A 19,818-nucleotide genomic window follows, 5' to 3' on the forward strand; every position below is an offset into this window, starting at 1 on the left:
TACAATATATAAAAAGAACTGAACAATGGGGGCTGCTTGATGCGACCGAATATTCTAATAATTGATGATGACGAAAAGATTATTTCTATGCTGCGTAGAGGTTTAGCTTTTGAAGGTTACGATGTGAAAACAGCGGTGAATGGAGCGGATGGATTACGGGCAATCTTGAGCAGTGATCCGGATGTGGTAATTTTGGATGTAATGATGCCTCAGGTGGATGGCTTTGAAGTATGTCGCCGCTTGCGGGAAGGGGGCAGTAATGTTCCTGTTCTCATGCTTACCGCGAAGGATGAAATTGAGCACCGTGTAAAAGGGCTTGATCTGGGTGCGGACGATTATCTGGTTAAACCTTTCGCGCTGGAAGAACTGCTTGCACGTGTACGTGCGCTGCTTCGGCGTAAGAGTGAGCAAAACGAAGGTGGAGAGCAAGCGGTTTCTTATGAAGATATTACGCTGGATGTGGATTCACGTGAGGTTACCCGCGCCGGTAAAAGACTGGAGCTAACAGCAAAGGAATTTGAGCTGCTTCATCTTTTTATGCAAAATCCGAAACGTGTGCTTTCACGGGATCTGATCATGGATAAAATATGGGGTTATGATTATAGCGGTGAATCTAATGTGCTTGAGGTATACATAGCTATGCTACGTCAAAAGACGGAGGAGCATGGCGGTAAACGCCTCATTCAAACGATCCGGGGTGCCGGTTACATTCTAAGAGGTGACAACTAACATGTCTATAAGATTGCGGCTGACTGCTTGGTATTCAGGGATTTTGGCCGTTATGCTGCTGGCCTTATCAGCCGCAATTTACGGTTTTGTTTATTTTAATACTTATGGGGACTTGAAGGATCGTATACAAAAACAGGGTGAGCAGCTTGTAACCAATCTCAATCCTAACTGGGCGTATGACGGTTCATTGCAAAGTGTGAGCATAAACCCCTTCTTCGGCAACAAACTGGAGGAAGCTAATATTCTGGTGCAAACCTATATCTATAATAATGAGAACCTGCAAAAGTCAGAGAACTTGCATTATCTAGATATCCAATTCGAAGTACCGAAACTGGAAGATATTGATAAAGCTCACGGGTTCAAACAGACTACGCTTGGCGGATATCATTTGATGGTTTATCAGATACCGATATATGACTTGAATAAGAGTCCTGTGGCCCTTCTGCAGGTGGCAACACCGTCAAATTCGGAAGACAAGCTCTTGGAGCGTTTAAAAAATATACTACTCGTAGGTTCTTTTGCTACCCTGATCGCGGCATTTACCTTCGGCTTGTTCCTTGCGCGCAAATCCATGAGTCCAATCGGCAAAGTAATTGAAGCTGCGAATGGGATTCAGACGGGGAATGATTTAAGCTCGCGGATTGAATACGATGGGCCGCCAGACGAGATAGGAAGACTTATTGAGACCGTTAACAGTATGCTTGGGCGTATGGAAGGATTCTACACAGAGCTGGAGGATTCGTATGCGGCTCAGCGCCGTTTCGTTTCAGATGCTTCACACGAGCTTCGGACACCGCTCACTACGATCCGCGGAAATATTGATCTGCTGCAAAAGGTTTGGGAGATGGAACCCGGAGAAGGGAAGATGAGTGAAGCTGAGATTCGCCAGCTATCGCTTGAATCGGTGCAGGATATCGCAGACGAGTCTAAGCGTATGAGCCGCTTGGTAGCGGATATGCTCTCGCTCGCGCGTGCGGATACTGGACGTACTTTTGATATAGAGCCCGTGGCACTGGAACCGATGATGAATGAGATTGCGCGCCGCGCCTCTTTCCTGCCCCGTCAAGCCGAGTGGGTTACAGGTGATATGTCAGTCTTAAATGGCAAATATATAGTTGGGAATAAAGATTATCTACAGCAAATGCTCTTTATTTTTATTGATAATGCTTTTAAGTACACGCCTTCAGGCATCGTGAGTTTGGATACCCTCTTCTATCAGAATCAGATTGGCATTCGGATCACTGATACAGGGATTGGTATGGATAAAGATGAGGTTCCATATATCTTTGACCGTTTCTATCGTGCAGATGAATCGCGTGGAATTACGGAAGGGATTGGGCTTGGCTTATCCATTGCTAAGTGGATTATTGACGAGCATGGTGGATCTGTGGAGGTTGTTACACGCCAAGGCGAGGGTACCACTTTTGTCATATGGTTGCCGCTTCTCTTTGCTCCGCCGCTGGAATAGGGTATAATTTAGAAGTGTCCTATTACAGAGGTCAATGAAAGCAGAAAGCTGGTGAACTCATGGAAGTCATTAAAATCTCTCCCCGGGGATATTGTTACGGAGTTGTCGATGCAATGGTTATGGCACGGCAGGCTGCGCAAAATCTCGATCTTCCCCGGCCGATTTATATACTGGGTATGATTGTTCATAACAGTCATGTCACGAATTCGTTCGAAGATGATGGCATTATTACTTTGGACGGACATAATCGTCTGGATATTCTGGATAAAGTGGATAGTGGGACTGTCATATTCACTGCACACGGGGTTTCTCCTGAGGTACGCAAGATGGCTAGGGACAAGGGTCTAACTACGGTCGACGCTACCTGTCCTGATGTCACGAAGACCCATGATCTTATTCAGGAAAAAGTAGATGACGGTTATGAGGTCATTTATATCGGCAAAAAAGGCCATCCGGAACCGGAGGGTGCTGTGGGTATTGCCCCTGAGCATGTGCATCTGATTGAAAAAGAAGATGAGATTGCTACGTTATCCATCTCTTCTTCACGTATTGTCATTACGAATCAGACTACTATGAGCCAGTGGGATATTAAACACATCATGAAAAAGCTTCTAGAGACCTTCCCAGGTGCTGAAGTGCATAATGAGATATGTATGGCTACCCAAGTACGTCAAGAGGCTGTGGCGGAACAAGCGGGGCAATGTGATCTGGTGATTGTTGTCGGTGATCCGCGAAGCAACAACTCCAATCGTCTGGCACAGGTGTCGGAAGAAATCGCTGGGGTTCCTGCCCATCGTATTTCTGATGTGTCTGAACTCCAAACAGAATGGCTAGAGGGTGTAAATATCGTCGGGGTCACTTCTGGCGCGTCCACACCTACACCTATCACCAAAGAAGTGATTAACTACTTAGATCAGTATGATTCGGCTAATCCGGAGACGTGGGAGATCAAACGTACAGTGAATATGGCGAAGCTGCTGCCACCGGTTAAGAATAAAAGTGCAAGTACTACTTAATGTAATGGGCTAAGCTCGAACTTATATATTATGAACGCTACAACAAGAGCGCTTAACTTCGTCAGTCGAGGTTAAGTGCTCTTTTTTATCGAAAGAACGCTTCCGGCATAGGAATTAGAATATAGATTGACTATAATCGTTTTTTGAGGTAAAATTGCTTTAGTGATTAAAAGCATAAAAGCTTAAAAGCGAACACGCGTCGTAGCGAGATAGTATTTAGCGGAATTATTATAAATTTTAAATGTAGAGAGGGAGTTATAAATATGATCGTCATTACATCAAATCAAACACCGGAAGAGCAGGTTAAAGATATAATTGCCGTAATCGAAAAAGAAGGCTTGCAGGTGCATCTCTCCAGAGGAGCAGATCACACGGTGATAGGTTTAGTGGGAGTCGTCACTCCTAAGCTCGCCGAGCATTTGCGGCAAATGAAGGGTGTAGAGAACGTCGTGAAGATCTCCAAATCCTACAAGCTGGCCAGCCGGGATTTCCATCCTGAGGATACGATTATTGATATCAAGGGTGTGAAGATTGGTGGAGAAAACCTGGTGATCATGGGCGGACCTTGCGCCGTTGAGTCTCCAGAGCAGATTGATGAGATCGCCCGGCTTGTTAAAGCGTCTGGTGCTCAGGTACTTCGTGGAGGCGCGTTTAAGCCCCGTACAGGACCGTACAGCTTCCAAGGCGTAGGTGTGGAAGGTTTGACTATGATGGCTGAAGCAGGAAAGCGTCATGGGCTGTTGACCATTACAGAGGTTATGACACCAGAGTATGTTGAAATCTGTGCGGAGCATGCGGATATTCTGCAGGTGGGTACACGGAATATGCAGAACTTTGATTTGCTGCGCAAGCTGGGGACCTGTGGCAGACCTGTTCTTCTAAAACGTGGCTTCAGTGCGACCTACGATGAGTTGCTCAATGCAGCGGAGTACATTTTGGCAGGCGGTAATAAGGATGTAATGCTCTGTGAGCGCGGGATTCGCACATTTGAGACCTACACTCGTAACACGCTGGATCTATCGGCTATTCCTGTGCTACAAAGCTTAAGCCATCTTCCAGTAATCTCTGATCCAAGTCACGGAACCGGTCGTCGTGAGTTAGTTGAGCCTATGGCCAAAGCTTCTGTTGCTGCTGGCGCAAATGGTCTAATTATTGAAATGCACACAGATCCGGACAATTCCATGACAGGTGATGGTGTTCAATCGTTATTTCCTGATCAGTTTGATAACCTGCTTAAGGATCTGGAAAAGCTGGCTCCAATTGTTGGACGTAAGTTTTCAACTTCGCCAGAAGCGGTTTCGGTCCTATAAAATTTAATCTAATAGCTTCCTCGGAAGCCCTCTTAACCCGCGACCTAGTGGGAAAAGAGGGTTTTTTTGGAGTTGGATAAAATAAATGTGACATGGAAATATGCGAAAATAACAGATTTCACGAAAGCGTTAGAATATCTTACATTGCTGAAAGAAATACCTGACATAAGCATTGACGATGTTAGGTATGAGATTTATAATTACGACAGCAAAAAAAATTAAAACAAGAACATTTGCATACTGTGAGCGGCCTAATGTTCGGAACTTGGGGGAGGAAAAATTCATGTCGGTTGAAAAAGTGTTGCAAACAATTAAAGAGAACAATATCGAGTGGGTAGATTTTCGATTCGTAGATTTAGGTGGTCGTGCCCACCACATCTCTCTGCCAGCTTCTGAAGTGGAAGATGAAACTTTTGTAAATGGGGTAGCATTCGACGGTTCTTCCATCAAAGGTTTCCGTGGTATTGAAGAATCAGACATGGTTATGATGCCTGATCCGAATAGTGTATTCATAGATCCGTTTACAGCTCATCCAACGCTGAACGTGATGTGCGACATTTTCACTCCTGATGGCGAACGTTATGAGCGCGATCCTCGCGGTATTGCTGTGAAAGCAGAAGAATTCCTGCAAAAAAGCGGAGTAGGTACATCTGCATTCTTCGCGCCTGAATCAGAATTCTTTATCTTTGACGATGTTCGTTACGAAAGTGGCATGAACAGATCCTCATTCTTCGTAGATTCTGAAGAAGCGGCTTGGAATACGGGTCGTAAAGAAGAGGGCGGCAACTTGGCATTTAAAGTTGGCGTTAAAGGTGGATATGTTCCTGTAGCACCAGTTGACTCCCAACAGGATATCCGCAGTGAAATGTGCCGTCTGCTCGCTGAAGTTGGACTACGCATTGAACGTCATCACCATGAAGTAGCCACTGCAGGTCAAGCGGAAATTAACTTCCGTTTTGATACCTTGAAGAAAACTGCTGATAATCTCATGACTTATAAATATATTGTACAAAACACTGCACGTCAGTATGGCAAGGTAGCAACCTTCATGCCAAAACCGCTGTTCGGTGATAACGGTAGCGGAATGCACGTGCATCAATCCATCTTTGACGGAGACACTCCTTTGTTCTACGAAAAAGGCGCTTATGCTAACCTGAGCGAAATGGCTCTTCATTATATCGGTGGTATTTTGTACCATGCACCAGCATTGATCGCTTTGACTAACCCAAGCACCAACTCCTTTAAACGTCTGGTTCCTGGCTACGAAGCACCGGTTAACTTGGTTTACTCCAAAGGAAATCGTTCTGCAGCAGTTCGTATCCCGGTAGCAGCTGTGACACCAAAAGGCTGTCGTATCGAATTCCGCACACCGGATTCCACAGCTAACCCTTACTTGGCATTCTCCGCAATGCTGATGGCAGGTCTGGACGGAATCAAGAACAAGATCAACCCGCAAGAACTGGGTTATGGTCCTCTGGATAAGAACATCTATGAATTGTCTGATGCAGATAAAGAAAAAATCCGCAGCGTTCCAGGCAGCCTGAGCGAAGCGCTTGATTCTTTGGAAGCTGATTACGAGTTCCTAACAGAAGGCGACGTATTTACTAAGGACTTCATCGATAACTATATTGCTCTGAAACGTTCTGAAGCACAAGAGGTTGCCATTCGTGTTCATCCACATGAATACGCCTTGTACTTCGATCTATAAGATTCCTGCTATTATAATCTTTATAATAAAAGAAGCTATCTCAAAAGTAGTGAATTCTACTTGGGGCAGCTTCTTTTTTATGAATCAGGAAAAGTAATGGATTTTACTGTGCCCTATGACTTTATGCTAAGAAAGACTACACTAGCCCCCGTTCAGGAGCGCCGCAGGACTCTCTAATGATAAGCTCTGGCTCCACGCTGAAAGAACTCGTGCCGGATTGGTTGTTTATTAGATCATATAGCATTAGCGCTGCTAGGCGGCCGATCTTATCTTTATTTTGGCGGATGGTAGTCAATAGGGGGGTTGTATAATTGCAGGCCTCGATATCATCACAGCCAATAATTGCGACAGTTTCAGGAACGGCGATAGAAGCCTCTTTAAGAGCACGCATCGCCCCTATAGCAAGCTGATCGGACGCCGCGAAGATCGCTCTAGGTAAATTTCCATTCTCAATCATTCTACGCATCGTCTCATACCCGCTGGCCTCAAAGAAGTTACTTCCGTTTAAGAACCAATTCTCGTTAATAGGCAGTCCTAAATCTTCAAGAGCTTTGCGATAACCACTTTCGCGCATATTGGAGATGTCTGAATCTGAGGAACTGCCGATGTAGCCAAGCTCTCGATAGCCCAGTAAGTAAAAGTGTTCCACCACTTTGGAGGACATTTTGAAATTATCCGACATGATAAAACCAGAGTTGTCACCGGTCAGCTTTAAATCTACGCCGATACACGGAATTGCACTGTTGTCTAATTCGCTGATAGAGGTTTCTAGCTCCTGTCCGGATAGAAGCACACACCCATCTACATTAAAATGCTGGCAACGGGCAAGATAATCGTTAGTATCGCCACTTTGGAATTTTTCATTGGAAAAAAAGATAAGGTCGTAACCTAGTAATCCCATTTGTTTTTTGAATGAATTTAGCACCTCGATGAAAAAAGGGTGGGTAAAGTCGACATTCAGCATTCCGGCAAAAATCACTCCGATTAGATTGGATGATTTCGTAGCCAATGTTTTAGCTGAATTGGAGGGGGTATATCCAGTTTCTTTTATAATTTGTTGAACCCTTGTCTTGGTATCTTCCGAAATATCACTGTAGTTATTAATGATTTTGGATACTGTCGAAACAGAAACTCCAGCAATTTTCGCTATATCTTTGATGCTGTAGGCCAAATTAAGTCCCCCTTATAGTGAAAAATGTTCCGTAATATATGTTTAAAATCTACTCAAGGCTATTTTTTATGACTTGAATTTATGATTTACGAAATAGTTTCGTTACTTATTTTATAGTTCAATAAGATTATAGTCAATGGGATGTTTACTCTTAAACTAGGATTATGCTTGGTTTTAAAGGTTTTTTTGAATATTTGGTTCAAAAAACGTTCAAAAACGAACAAAGAAAAAAGACTTTACAAAGACAAATAACGATGTAATAATAAAAACACCGAAACCGCTTTCTGTGATATCGTCCTTACTGTTTCGTGATTTTCAGGAATTAACATGTGGTTTCGTTAAAAGGGTCATAACAAATTATCTGGGGGGTAACAAAATGGTAAAGAAGCTTTCTGCGGTATTGTTGAGCTCAGCGCTAGTGCTCTCATTAGCAGCATGTGGAAACAGCAATAACAACGCGAATGGTGAGGCTACTCCGGGCAGCGGAACAAACAAGCCTGCATCTGGTGATAAGAAAGTGATTAAGATCTTACACTGGAAACAAGAGAATATTAACAAGGTCATTACAGAAATTAATAAAAAGTTTGAAGAAAAATATCCGGAATACAAAGTGGAGTACACAACCACGGGTCCGGATGATGAATTCAAACAAGCACAAAGAGCAAGAATTACAGCTGGTGACGTAGATGTTCTTGCCGATCTATCCGGTATGAGATTGTCCCCGAAAGATTGGACACCAGGTGCGAAAGTGCCAGACTGGCAACAATGGATTGATTCCGGACTGATTGCTGATCTGAGCAACGAAGCTTTCGTTAAAAACTACAATGCGAATGATATTGCTAAAGCCGGCACTTATAAAGATAAAGTGTATGCAATCCCAACCGGTAAAGTAGCAATGTCAGGATTCTTCTATAATAAAGAAATTTTTGAACAAAACGGTCTGACTGTACCTACAACTTGGACAGAGTTCATTAGTGTTCTAGATACATTGAAAGCTAAGAGTATTGTTCCAATCGTAGTGGCTGGTAAAGACGTATGGCCATTGAAACTGCCAGTGTTCGGTTTGCAAGCTAAGATTCTGGGTGGCGGCAACCAACAACAATGGATTGAGGGCGTTTGGAAGGGAACTTCGGCATTTAACGATGCTGAGGCTGTAGAAGTATTGGAGAAAATGAAGACGCTTCAAGATAACTACATCATCGACGGTTTCTTGGGTATCGACTATGCAACAGCACCTTCGTTTTTCGCAACAGGAAAAGCAGCTATGATTGCTGACGGAACTTGGGATGCTCCTACGATCGCGGCAGCAAATCCAGATGTGAAATTTGGTTACTTCCCAATCCCAGCTACAGAAGATGCTGCTAAGAATAATTCTCTTGTCGGTAAATACGATGTAACTTGGTATGCAGCAGAAAAAGGCCCGAACAAAGAAGGTGCTTTGAAATGGCTGGAATTCTTCTCTGAACCAGAAAACTACACAGAATATGTTAAAGCAGCAGGATTCTTGCCTACACAAGACAATATTGCCACTGAAAGTGATTTTATTGACAAAGAACTTGCTCCATACATGACTGGAGATTTCGAGCTTGCTTATGAAATTATGATGATTAACCGTGACAACGTTGGTGAACACATTGCAGCTGAAGGCGTTCACACTGAGTATTTGGCACCAGGCGGCGAGTTTAAAACCGCTAAAGAGCTTGCAGACGTACAACAAAAAGAATGGGAAGCAGCAGCACCTAAATAAGTAGCTATCCCAATAAATAAAAAAGAATCTACAACATACTGTACACCAAACATGTTTTACAGCTTCGGGGTCTGTTTTGTGCAGGCCCCGATCATTTTATTGAATTAGGATTGGGTAGGTGAGAGAAATGTATCCGTTCGGGAAAGGTTTTAAACGATATATACCGCTTCTGCTGCTAATGATTCCATTATCATTGTATGTAATTTTCTATTTTGGCCCATCTATGATGACGGTCATCTATTCATTTACAGATATCACTAACGTTCCTGGAAGCAAGATGAGTTTCGTAGGCCTTGACAATTATTATGATGTATTTTACTCAGGAAATTCAGGCGAGCGTTGGGATTCCATTATACGTACTATTTATTTCATGGTCATTGTAACCATTGTACAGAACGGTGTCGGTCTGCTTATGGCCGTAGTTATCAATCAGAAGCTGAAAGGCGATTATTTCTATCGCGCGGTATTCTTTTTACCGGTTGTGCTTGGTGTGGCGGTAGTTGCACTGGTATGGGGCATGATGTTCGATCCGCTGAGTGGTCCGGTTAACCAACTGTATGATTCTTTGTTCGGTTATAAAGATATGTTCTTTGGAAGCTTCACTCATGCGTTCGGTTATATTATATTTACGCAAATTTGGATGTATATGGGATATTCAATGTTGATTTTCCTTGCGGGACTACAATCCGTACCCAAAGATTTGTATGAGGCTGGATATATAGACGGAACTACGAAGTGGCAATCTTTTAAAAATATCACATTCCCACTTATCGCTCCATCCTTTACGATTAACATTATTTTGTCTATTATCGGTGCGATGTCCACCTTTGATATTATTCTCGCAACTACGGACGGTCGCTTTAACACAAGAACGATGGCATATGACGTTTATAAAGAGACGTTCCGTGGTTCTCTACAGATGGGACTTCCTTCCGCGCTTTCCGTGGTTCAGTTCCTTATGATTCTGGTGTTTGTAGTATTTGCAGTGAAACAAATGCGTAAGAGAGAGGTGGAATATTAATGAAGGATTCCAAAACCGCCAAAACTCTCTCTTATATTCTGATTGCAGTGTTGCTTGTTTTGTATATCATGCCGTTGTTATTTGTAATCAATATTTCATTCAAGTCCTTTACAGAATATCTGTTAGATCCTATCGGTCTCGTAAAAAGTATTCAATGGGATAATTATAAAGAAGCTTGGCTACAGGGTAATTTCTCTAATTATTTCTTAAACAGTCTGCTGTATACAGCCGTAGCAACAGTGCTGACCCTAATTGTTTCGTTATTCGGGGCCTTCCCGGTGGCGAGAAATTATGTGAAGTGGAGCGGATTTATTTATTTGTTCTTCTTGATGTCTCAGTTCCTGCCGAATCCAATGGTCGCACAGTTCAAGCTGATGCTTACCATGAAACAGGAGCTAGGATTTGTAGGTTATGACACGAAGCTGGGTTACATTCTCCTTAAAACAGGCGGAACGGGTATCGTGTTCATGATGTTTGTAGGTTACATCAAAGGAATTAGCCGGGAGATGGATGAAGCAGCAGGTATGGATGGCGCTGGATATATGCGTTATTTGTTCCAGATCATCATGCCACTTATGAAACCAGTAATTGCTACAGGTGTTATTCTAACAGCAATTAGTATCTGGAATGACTTCGTGGGGCCGGTCATGTATTTACCGAGTCCAGAAAACTATCCAATCACCTTCGGGCTTAAAGAATTCCGCGGTCAATACGGAAACAACTGGCCTATGTTGGCGTGCGGGATCATGATCGTATCTGCACCGCTTATCATCCTATACACCTTCATTCAAAAGTATATCGTTGACGGTGCATTGGCAGGTGCGGTTAAAGCTTAAGTAGTTGTGTAAATGAGAGGATGGAGAGAATGGATCGTAATAAAATTCATGGCTTCGAATTCACCGGAAATGATGGGGAATTCAGGCTTCAGCAACCGGATCGCAGCAGTTTTCTATATTTCCCTCTAGTGAATGAAGGGGGAATGATGTCGACAGTAACTCCAAAACTTCATGGTCAGGTTACCACAGGTCATAATTCATTTTTAACACCGCCATTATCTGTTGAAGATTTGCATAATTCGCGGGCTTCCCGCAACTTCTGGGTATACGTAGACGGCAAGGGAGCTTGGTCGGCAGTGGGGAACTCCGCTAAGCAAAATGCCGATTTTTATACATCGTCTACTGATGAAGCAGTACTAGAGGCTGGTTTCTTGTGGCAACGCGTAACGCGTTGTAACGCAGAGATGGGTGTTAAAGCTGAAATCACCAGCTTTGTGCCAAGTGGTAATGATAAAGTCGAATTAATGAAGGTTACGTTGACCAATACAGCAGCAGAGGCTATTACGCTGACACCGACAGCGGTAGTTCCGATTTACGCGCGTTCGGCGGATGATCTGCGCGATCATAGACATGTAACCTCCTTGCTTAACCGGATTTATACTTCACCCTATGGTGTTGAGGTTCAGCCTGCGCTCTCCTTTGATGAGCGGGGACACCGCATCAATCACACTTCTTATGGAGTATTTGGTGCAGAGGGTGACGGCAGTCAACCTGCGGGGTTCTTTCCGGTGCAGGAGGAGTTCATTGGAGAAGGTGGAAGCCTGGATTGGCCGGAAGCTGTTATCCTGAACAACACGCCGGAGATTGGCAAGGGCGGAGGCGTACAAAGAGAGGGATATGAGGCTATCGGGGGTCTTCGTTACGAGACGCTTACTCTGTCTCCTGGTGACAGCCATTCTTATATAGTAGTTATGGCGATCCATAATGAGAGAATTGATGTGGATGCTTTGATGAACAAATATGGTACATCTGAAGCCTTTGATCATTTGCTTGAGGAGACTAAAGCCTTCTGGGCAGATAAAGTGAATATGGTAGAATTTCATACCGGTGATTCAGATGCTGACCAATGGATGAAATGGGTTACGATTCAACCCGTGCTGAGAAGACTTTATGGTAACTCCTTCTTGCCTTATCATGATTATGGAAGAGGCGGACGTGGCTGGCGGGATCTTTGGCAGGATTGTCTAGCACTCCTTATTATGGAACCGGCTGAAGTACGCAGCTTACTGCTGAACAACTACGCTGGGGTAAGAATAGATGGTAGTAATGCCACTATTATCGGTCAACAGCCTGGTGAATTTATTGCCGACCGTAACAACATCCCGCGGGTGTGGATGGATCATGGGGCTTGGCCGTTCTTAACTACTATGTTATATCTGGATCAGAGTGGTGATCTTGATTTCTTATTGCAGGAACAGACGTATTTCCGCGATACCTTTATGAGTCGCTGTAAGGAACGTGATACTTCATGGGATACCTCGCTAGGAAGTGATCTCAGAACAACTTCTGGTGAGGTTTATAAAGGTACGATTCTGGAACATATCCTGCTGCAAAATCTGGTTCCGTTCTTTAATGTTGGAGAGCACAATAATATCCTGCTGGAGGGTGCAGACTGGAATGATGGTCTTGATATGGGCGCAGACCGGGGTGAGAGTGTAGCTTTCACAGCATTCTACGCAAGTAACTTATTGGATATTTCTCGTGTGCTGCGTACGCTAAAGACTTCTAAAGGGCAAGAGACAGTTGAATTGGCAGAAGAAATGAAACTATTGCTAGATTCGCTTGGTGAGCAAGTGGATTATGAATCTGTATCAGGCAAGCATGAAAGACTTAATCAATATTATGCTGCCGCTCCGAACAAAGTTAGCGGTATTCGTGCAGCACTCGACATAGAGACAGTAGCGGACGATCTGGAACAAAAAGCAGAGTGGATCTTTAATCACTTGCGCCGCAATGAGTGGGTGGAAAGTGAACAAGGTGGAGGCTGGTTTAACGGTTATTATAATAATGATGGAGAACAAGTGGAAGGGGAATTTGCAGAAGGCGTTCGAATGACGCTTACAGGTCAAGTATTCCCGCTGATGGGTCATGCAGCTGCGCCAGAGCAAATTCCGCATATCATTGCCGCCGTGGATCGTAATCTACTGGATGACAAAATTGGGTACAGACTTAATTCCCGTTTTGGAGGCATCCAGCAGAATCTGGGTCGCGCCTTTGGCTTTGCCTTTGGACATAAAGAGAACGGTGCTATGTTCAGTCACATGACCATCATGTATGGCAATGCGTTGTATAAACGCGGATATGTGAAAGAAGGACATAAAGTATTAGAATCTCTGTATAGCTTAAGTACTGACTTTGCAAAAGCCCGCATATACCCAGGAATTCCTGAGTATATTAACGAGCAAGGCAGAGGGATGTATACGTATTTAACAGGATCAGCAAGCTGGCTGCTGTTAACTATGGTTACTGAAGTATTTGGTGTAAAAGGTAAGCTAGGCGATCTTTTGTTGGAACCGAAGCTTGTTAAAGAGCAGTTTGATTCTGAGGGAAAAGCCTCTATTAAGACAATCTTCGCGGATCGCGAGTTTGAAGTGGTCTATAAAGCCACAGGAAGCTTAAACTACGGGGAGTACCAAATACACGCTGTTACCCTGAATGGCAGCGAGGTGACGCTGCAGCGCGGCTCAGGAAGTGCGATTATTCCGCGTGAAGAGTTGCTCTCTCTGCAGACAGAGAAATGCCACTTGATTGAAGTGACATTGGCGTAGCTTTATACGATATTTTAAGACGTCTGCACCGTTATTCATAGCGGCTGCAGACGTTTTTTTCAATAATGAATATTTATTCATTGTAACAATGAACGAAAGGGCGCGTTAGGTATGGGTTACAGACTGTCAAATGGCATATTAACTGTCGATATCGCTGATATCGGAGAGTATAAGGGCACACGTTTTGACTGGACAGGATTTATTACACAGGTGACATTAGAAGAGGGGAAACATACGTTTTGTGTGCCGGAAAGCTTGAAGCCAGGCGAAGGAACTGGGGGCAAGGGGCTTTGTAATGAGTTTGGCATTTCCCGGGCAATTGGATATGATGAAGCACCAATCGGAGGCTGGTTTCCAAAAATCGGAGTCGGATTGTTACAAAAAGGAAATTCCCCATTATACAGTTTCAATGAGGAGTTCCCCTTAACCTCTTTTAGTAAGGATATCGAAGCAGGGAATGATGCGGTCACCTATACGATCCACCCGATGGAAAGCAACGGATATGCTGTGCAGCTAACCAAAACGATTTCTTTACAGGGGGATCAATTAATAATTGCATATGAACTGCATAACAAAGGGCAAAAGCCTTTCCATACGGAGGAATATATTCACAACTTCATCGGAATCGACGGGTTGAATATTGGGCAGGATTTCGAACTGCGTCTTCCGAGGGAACTCAAGGTAGTAGAACCAGAATCCTCCTATACGAAAGAATTGCTAGAGGTATCCGGGAATACCCTTACTTGGTCAAAGGAACCGGATAAACCCTTTTATTGCAAGTTGAGCGGTTGGGAAGGTGAGGAAAATGAGTTCACCTGGGAGTTGGTTCATAAGCCTAGTGGAACAGGCGTGCGAGAGAGTGGGGACTTTCCAGTAGAACGTATGGCCCTGTGGGGAGAAGGTCATGTAGTCTCTCCTGAAGTATTTGTGAACATTAGTCTTTTACCGCGTCAAAGCAAGAGCTGGCGCCGATCTTACCGGTTTTTCACTGCGAAATGAGTACCGTCTTAACCTTTTATGTGAATAATTATACTTGCTGGTGCGGGAGAATATTGCTATCATAACCATATCCATATTGATAGGAGAGAAAGGGTGGGGAGCAGTTTTGAATAAGAGAGCATACAATTTTAATGCCGGACCGGCAGCATTGCCGCTTACGGTACTGGAACGCGCACAAGCGGAGTTTGTTGATTTCCGGGAAAGTGGAATGTCTATCATGGAGATGTCGCACCGTGGTGCCATTTACGAATCCGTGCATAATGAAGCGCAGGAACGTCTGCTTTCGCTCCTCGGCAATCCGAAGGGCTATAAGGTATTGTTCGTACAAGGCGGAGCAAGCACACAGTTTGCAATGATCCCTATGAACTTGATTTCCGAAGGCCAAGTAGGTAGCTATGTAATGACAGGTAGCTGGGCAGATAAAGCTTATAAAGAAGCCAAATTGGTAGGAGGCGCTCATGTTGCTGCTTCTTCCGAAGATAAGAAATTCTTGGCTATACCTGAATTAAGTTCGATCAAAGCTGCGGAGAATGCTGCTTACCTTCATGTTACTTCCAACGAGACCATTGAAGGAACGCAATATGCAGAATTTCCGGATGCAGGCTCGATTCCGTTAATCGCGGATATGTCCAGTGATATACTTTGCCGTCCAATCGATGTGAACCAATTCGGAATGATCTATGCCGGAGCACAAAAGAACCTTGGACCTTCAGGCGTGACTGTAGTTATCGCGAAAGAAGAATTGCTTGCAGAATCACCTTCTAACATTCCTACTATCATGCGTTACAGCACTCATTATAAGAATAACTCTCTTTACAATACACCTCCATCTTTCTCTGTATATATGGTGAACGAAGTATTAAAATGGATTGAGGAGCAAGGCGGCTTAGCTGGCATCCATTCCAAGAACCTTGAAAAATCGGGTCTGTTATATGATCACATCGATGGAAGTGACGGTTTCTACCGTGGTGTTGCAGAACAAGGCAGCCGCTCTATTATGAACGTTACTTTCCGGATGCAATCAGAAGAACTCGAAAAGCAGTTTGTCAAAGCTGCTGAACTGGAAGGTTTTGTCGGCTTAAAGGGTCACCGCAGTGTTGGGGGCTTGCGTGCTTCCATCTACAATGCAGTTCCTTACGAAAGTGTAAAAGCACTATCCGATTTCATGAACCATTTCCGGCAAACTCAAGGTTAATGAATTCTATCTATAACCTTCCGCCTTCTTGGTGGAAGGTTTTCAGTTTGTTTGGAGAAGCTATGGTTAGGCACTAGAGTAAAACATCTGGCTATTAAGCCTTTAGAGAGGAAGGAACCATATAATGGCACTCCATATCGTATTAGTCGAGCCGGAAATTCCGGCCAATACTGGCAACATTGCGCGTACTTGCGCCGCTACCGGCACTCATCTTCACTTGGTTCGTCCACTCGGATTCCGTACAGACGATGCTACATTAAAAAGAGCAGGATTAGACTATTGGCATGCTGTTACTATTGAATATCACGACTCCTTTGCTGAGGTTTTGGAGAAATATAGCGAGGGGCGTTTCTTTTACGCAACGACGAAAGCAGAGAAAAGATACAGCGACTTTAAGTTCCAAGATGGCGATTTTTTTGTTTTTGGCAAGGAAACGAAGGGGCTTTCTGCAGAGATTCTAGAAGCAGGTAAAGAAACAAAAATGCGCATGCCAATGAGTGATGCTGTGAGATCTCTGAATTTATCCAATTCGGCAGCAATTATTGTGTACGAGGCGCTTCGACAATTGGATTTCCCTAATCTTATTTAAAAAAAGACAAATTTTTTATTTTTTTCAGCAGGATTCGACAATTAGGTAACGAAATATATTGAAAGAGCCGAAATAAGTAGTAGCTACTAAATAATTTTTCTTGAACAGGAGAGGTGTACGTTAGTTATGAAACCTGCTGGTGTAGTTCGCAAAGTGGATCAGTTGGGTAGAATTGTTCTGCCTAAGTCCCTGCGTAAAAGGTATCAGATGAATGAAGGCGACCCGGTTGAAATTTTGGTACAGGGTGACCATATCATCTTGGAGCGTTACCGTCCAAAATGTGTTTTCTGTGGATCGATGGATGGTGTAAGCGAATATAAAGATCGTTATATTTGTTCTGCATGCCTTTCGGAAATGACTCAATTGCCAAGACATGCCTAAGAAGTACATATTTTGAATTTTGACAGCCAAGAGCTTATAAAAAAACTGTCCTCTTCGTAGAACTCTTCTACTTGGGGGGCAGTTTTTTTATGTATACAAAAAATGCCCCCGCACCAAGTGGCTGCAGGGACATATCGGCTTTATAGGCCTTTTGTTTTGTCGTCGTTGTAAGATGAGGTAAGGATGCCGACCGTAAATAACACAAATACGAACATTACGATCCAAAAGGTTAATGAGAACGACATACTGGCACCTCCAATAGCGAATGTATTCGTTATCAAGATTATAACCTGCAATTTAATAAAAATAAACGCAAATGTGATATGTTACATAGACAATTTACTATATTATTTAAAAAACAGAAAATTCGTTGGCACAGCTCTTAGATTTCCATCGGATGGTTTATTGATAACTCTTCCGTTAAAGATCAATGAGGAAGAGCCACCACCATCTAAATTATAAGCATCTACAAGACCCATATTCGATAATTTGTTCTGAATCTCCTCCAGCTGTGCACCAGAGCTGCCATACTCATTATATCCATCCGCTACAAAAAGCAGGATCTGATCATCTTTATATTTGCCGATCACGGTACGTGGTGCCCGATTAGGGGATGTTTTCCACTTTTCGGGTATGGGTGTTTTGATGTTGTTTTTAAGGAGGACAGGCACAAAGGTGGCGCCGAATACCGGATCTAGCTGATCTAATTGTGCGCGACTGTAGAATTTCCCGCCGATTAATTGCCCGGATTTGTTCAGCCCAACAAAACTTAGGTCCTTGTACGTCGGCTCAAAACCGTATAAATACTTTCCATCCACTACAGTTGTGCTTAAGGGATAACGTTTTCCGGATTGATCTGCAAAGCCGCCCGCATTAATACCAGCAATGGCACCATTACGCTGTACGGCATGCATAGTAGTTTCCGCACCGGAGGCTGTCTCCGCCAAGCTCATCTTCATAGCGGTCGGGTCCTTCAATTTGATTTTCAACGCATAAGCTTTGTAGTTTCCTGGATTCAATCGATATAACTCAACTCTTATACGGTCGCTAGTAACGATCTCTGAAGGTATACCAAGCTTGGCTGAAATCCTGCGGTTATAGATCAGTTCAGGCCGGGTCGCCTGAGTCTGTGCTGTTTCGACCAGCTTATTCATCGTAGTGGTAGTCTCTTTATATAGCTTGGCACTAGCGCTGACAGCATCAATGGTGTAAGCTGCGGAGGCCTCTGCCAGCGTCAGCTCTTTTTTTAAGGAAGCTGTTTCATTCACTGGCCCAGCGCTTGGTGTGAATTGTCCTACATCAAGGTCTAGCTGTAGCGGTGGTCGATACCACGACATACAAATAACCAAGCCTATGAACGGTGCAGTTAGAAGCATGAAGAAGCGGTTTACTCTTTTGACTGGCGTCATCATTTGATCAGATCCATTTCTTTCTTCAAAGCTTCTAACTGTTTGCTTACCTCACTCAATTGCGTATATAGCTTGTTGCTGTTATCTGTCTTGGCACTAGCATTATCTTTAGTGAAGGTTAATAGTTCGTTAAAGCTTTGCACTGTATTCTGCAATTCCTTCACTTCTTCAGAGAGAACGGCAATTTTTGCTTCATAGTCGGTCTTCAAAACGGTAAGCTGCTGCTGGCTCTGAGTACTAAGTTCGGTAAGCACCTGTTGCTTCAGATGGTTCGTGTAGCTGTATACAGCATATACGCCGAGTCCGATCATCATAATCCAGAACAGTAAAAACCATTTTACGGAAGGGCCGTTTCTCGCAGTAGTAGAGCGCGAGCGTACCGGGGACGTTTCCGCTAGCGGTTGCATTTTATCACCTCGGGTTGGTCTTTTTTTCAAGTCCCCATTCTATCAGACTTTGACAAGATTCGCAAAAATGTAAGAGAGTATGAAAACTAGAAAAAGTAATTGCATCCTATTAAACTACTGCGATACAATTTCTATAGATTGGAATTCTGATAGACGTACACAAGGTAACCAGCTAGAGATTATACAGACAAGTCATCATACAGCCTTGCTTGCGTTTTAACCGGAAACGCTGCGGCGCTTTCCTTTCTAGATGATTATATATAGAGCAGGGGGTCAGGGCATTAATGATGAAGGTTTGGCAGGTGGTCATTGTGGGGTGTCATCCTACAAGTATGCTGGGGACAAAATTGATTTTGGAAGAGGAAGAGGGGCTTAAGGTTCTGGGAATGTATTCCACTTGGGACGAAGGCGCTACCATCGTAAGGGAAAAAAATCCCGAGCTAGTGCTAGTAGATTATCATATGCCTGAGGGGAATATTGAGAGTGTGCTGTTAAATATGAAAAAAAGCTCACCAAACTCACATTTTGTCGTGATGACAGACGAAGACGGGCGAGAACTGCTTCAGCCCCTCGTAGAACTAGGAGCCAGCGGGATATTCTCGAAGGGAGCTTCTCCCCGTCAGCTTTTACAGCTGATCCTGGGTTTACGGGAGGGTTTTCTTTCAATGCCCTTGGAATGGATTGAAAAAGGAGCTTGGCCGATTTCGACATTTAAAGGATTAGATGATGTTTTGCAACTGACGGAGACAGAGATGTTTATCATGGAGCGAATCGTTCAAGGGATTACCTACGATAAAATTGCGCTTGAAATTGCGGTAAGCCGTCGGTCCATTGATAATTATTTGCGCAAAATCTATGTAAAGCTAGATGTTTCGACCCGGGCACAAGCGATTGAGAAATTCGCGCTCTTCTCAAGACAAAACAGGCAAATCTACGCCTAACCCACGCTTTACGACATAATGACGTATGGGGTGGAATATTCTTGGAGTAGAAGTAAGAATATCATGTTGAATGGGTAACCATCCCATCCTTGGATGAGGATGACGAAGCCGTTTCTACTTGGT

17 protein-coding genes are annotated in these 19,818 nt (G+C 43.7%); 14 read left to right on the plus strand and 3 right to left on the minus strand.

Features of this window, described 5'->3' with window-relative positions; all coding sequences use genetic code 11:
- Positions 1-39: 39 nt before the first annotated feature.
- The 5 genes from MHH89_RS30390 to glnA all read left to right on the plus strand — a co-directional run bounded on the left by MHH89_RS30390 (position 40) and on the right by glnA (position 6,231).
- Positions 40-729, plus strand: coding sequence for a response regulator transcription factor (locus tag MHH89_RS30390; protein ID WP_076126423.1), 690 nt, complete (start codon positions 40-42; stop codon positions 727-729).
- 1 nt (position 730) lies between these two features.
- Positions 731-2,197 (plus strand): sensor histidine kinase, encoded by a 1,467-nt coding sequence (locus MHH89_RS30395; protein WP_341088754.1) that lies wholly within the window; start codon positions 731-733, stop codon positions 2,195-2,197.
- A 59-nt stretch (positions 2,198-2,256) separates the two neighbouring features.
- Positions 2,257-3,213, plus strand: coding sequence for a 4-hydroxy-3-methylbut-2-enyl diphosphate reductase (locus tag MHH89_RS30400; RefSeq protein WP_076126427.1), 957 nt, complete (start codon positions 2,257-2,259; stop codon positions 3,211-3,213).
- A gap of 263 nt (positions 3,214-3,476) precedes the next feature.
- On the plus strand, positions 3,477-4,523 hold the full coding sequence (aroF, locus tag MHH89_RS30405; protein ID WP_341088755.1) for a 3-deoxy-7-phosphoheptulonate synthase: 1,047 nt from the start codon (positions 3,477-3,479) through the stop codon (positions 4,521-4,523).
- A gap of 283 nt (positions 4,524-4,806) precedes the next feature.
- Complete coding sequence (gene glnA / locus MHH89_RS30410; RefSeq protein WP_036684454.1) at positions 4,807-6,231, plus strand: type I glutamate--ammonia ligase; 1,425 nt, start codon at positions 4,807-4,809, stop codon at positions 6,229-6,231.
- Between the two features lie 136 nt (positions 6,232-6,367).
- On the opposite strand, the gene MHH89_RS30415 is transcribed toward glnA, so the two are convergent.
- The gene (locus tag MHH89_RS30415; protein WP_076101584.1) at positions 6,368-7,402 is read right to left on the minus strand and encodes a LacI family DNA-binding transcriptional regulator; all 1,035 of its coding nucleotides are present in this window, start codon (positions 7,400-7,402) and stop codon (positions 6,368-6,370) included.
- A gap of 376 nt (positions 7,403-7,778) precedes the next feature.
- On the opposite strand from MHH89_RS30415, the gene MHH89_RS30420 reads away from it, so the two are divergent.
- From MHH89_RS30420 to MHH89_RS30455, 8 genes are all read left to right on the plus strand, one after another.
- Positions 7,779-9,149 (plus strand): ABC transporter substrate-binding protein, encoded by a 1,371-nt coding sequence (locus MHH89_RS30420; RefSeq protein ID WP_076126433.1) that lies wholly within the window; start codon positions 7,779-7,781, stop codon positions 9,147-9,149.
- Positions 9,150-9,276: 127 nt separating this feature from the next.
- The gene (locus tag MHH89_RS30425; RefSeq protein WP_076126435.1) at positions 9,277-10,170 is read left to right on the plus strand and encodes a carbohydrate ABC transporter permease; all 894 of its coding nucleotides are present in this window, start codon (positions 9,277-9,279) and stop codon (positions 10,168-10,170) included.
- Positions 10,170-11,006, plus strand: coding sequence for a carbohydrate ABC transporter permease (locus tag MHH89_RS30430; RefSeq protein ID WP_036684447.1), 837 nt, complete (start codon positions 10,170-10,172; stop codon positions 11,004-11,006). Before MHH89_RS30425 ends, MHH89_RS30430 begins: the two co-directional genes overlap by 1 nt.
- Positions 11,007-11,035: 29 nt before the next feature.
- Positions 11,036-13,774: a GH36-type glycosyl hydrolase domain-containing protein gene (locus tag MHH89_RS30435; RefSeq protein WP_076192810.1), complete on the plus strand. Its 2,739-nt coding sequence runs from the start codon at positions 11,036-11,038 to the stop codon at positions 13,772-13,774.
- Between the two features lie 111 nt (positions 13,775-13,885).
- Entirely contained in the window at positions 13,886-14,773 is an 888-nt protein-coding gene (locus tag MHH89_RS30440; protein ID WP_341088756.1) for a hypothetical protein, read from the plus strand.
- A gap of 106 nt (positions 14,774-14,879) precedes the next feature.
- The gene (serC, locus tag MHH89_RS30445; protein ID WP_036684441.1) at positions 14,880-15,968 is read left to right on the plus strand and encodes a 3-phosphoserine/phosphohydroxythreonine transaminase; all 1,089 of its coding nucleotides are present in this window, start codon (positions 14,880-14,882) and stop codon (positions 15,966-15,968) included.
- A gap of 124 nt (positions 15,969-16,092) precedes the next feature.
- Positions 16,093-16,557: a tRNA (uridine(34)/cytosine(34)/5-carboxymethylaminomethyluridine(34)-2'-O)-methyltransferase TrmL gene (gene trmL, locus MHH89_RS30450; RefSeq protein WP_076218323.1), complete on the plus strand. Its 465-nt coding sequence runs from the start codon at positions 16,093-16,095 to the stop codon at positions 16,555-16,557.
- Positions 16,558-16,683: 126 nt separating this feature from the next.
- The gene (locus tag MHH89_RS30455) at positions 16,684-16,938 is read left to right on the plus strand and encodes an AbrB/MazE/SpoVT family DNA-binding domain-containing protein (protein ID WP_036684437.1); all 255 of its coding nucleotides are present in this window, start codon (positions 16,684-16,686) and stop codon (positions 16,936-16,938) included.
- Positions 16,939-17,285: 347 nt separating this feature from the next.
- Here the strand turns inward: MHH89_RS30455 and MHH89_RS30460 are convergent, their stop codons facing one another.
- Positions 17,286-18,350: a phosphodiester glycosidase family protein gene (locus MHH89_RS30460; RefSeq protein ID WP_139331019.1), complete on the minus strand. Its 1,065-nt coding sequence runs from the start codon at positions 18,348-18,350 to the stop codon at positions 17,286-17,288.
- A complete protein-coding gene (locus tag MHH89_RS30465; RefSeq protein ID WP_036684435.1) occupies positions 18,347-18,754 on the minus strand; it encodes a hypothetical protein in 408 nt (135 codons plus the stop codon). Before MHH89_RS30465 ends, MHH89_RS30460 begins: the two co-directional genes overlap by 4 nt.
- 284 nt (positions 18,755-19,038) lie before the next feature.
- Between MHH89_RS30465 and MHH89_RS30470 the strand changes: the two genes are divergently transcribed.
- On the plus strand, positions 19,039-19,695 hold the full coding sequence (locus MHH89_RS30470; RefSeq protein WP_036684433.1) for a response regulator transcription factor: 657 nt from the start codon (positions 19,039-19,041) through the stop codon (positions 19,693-19,695).
- The last annotated feature ends 123 nt before the right edge of the window (positions 19,696-19,818 follow it).

The sequence above is a fragment of the Paenibacillus sp. FSL H7-0323 genome (genome assembly GCF_038002725.1).
Taxonomy (GTDB): domain Bacteria; phylum Bacillota; class Bacilli; order Paenibacillales; family Paenibacillaceae; genus Paenibacillus_AQ; species Paenibacillus_AQ odorifer.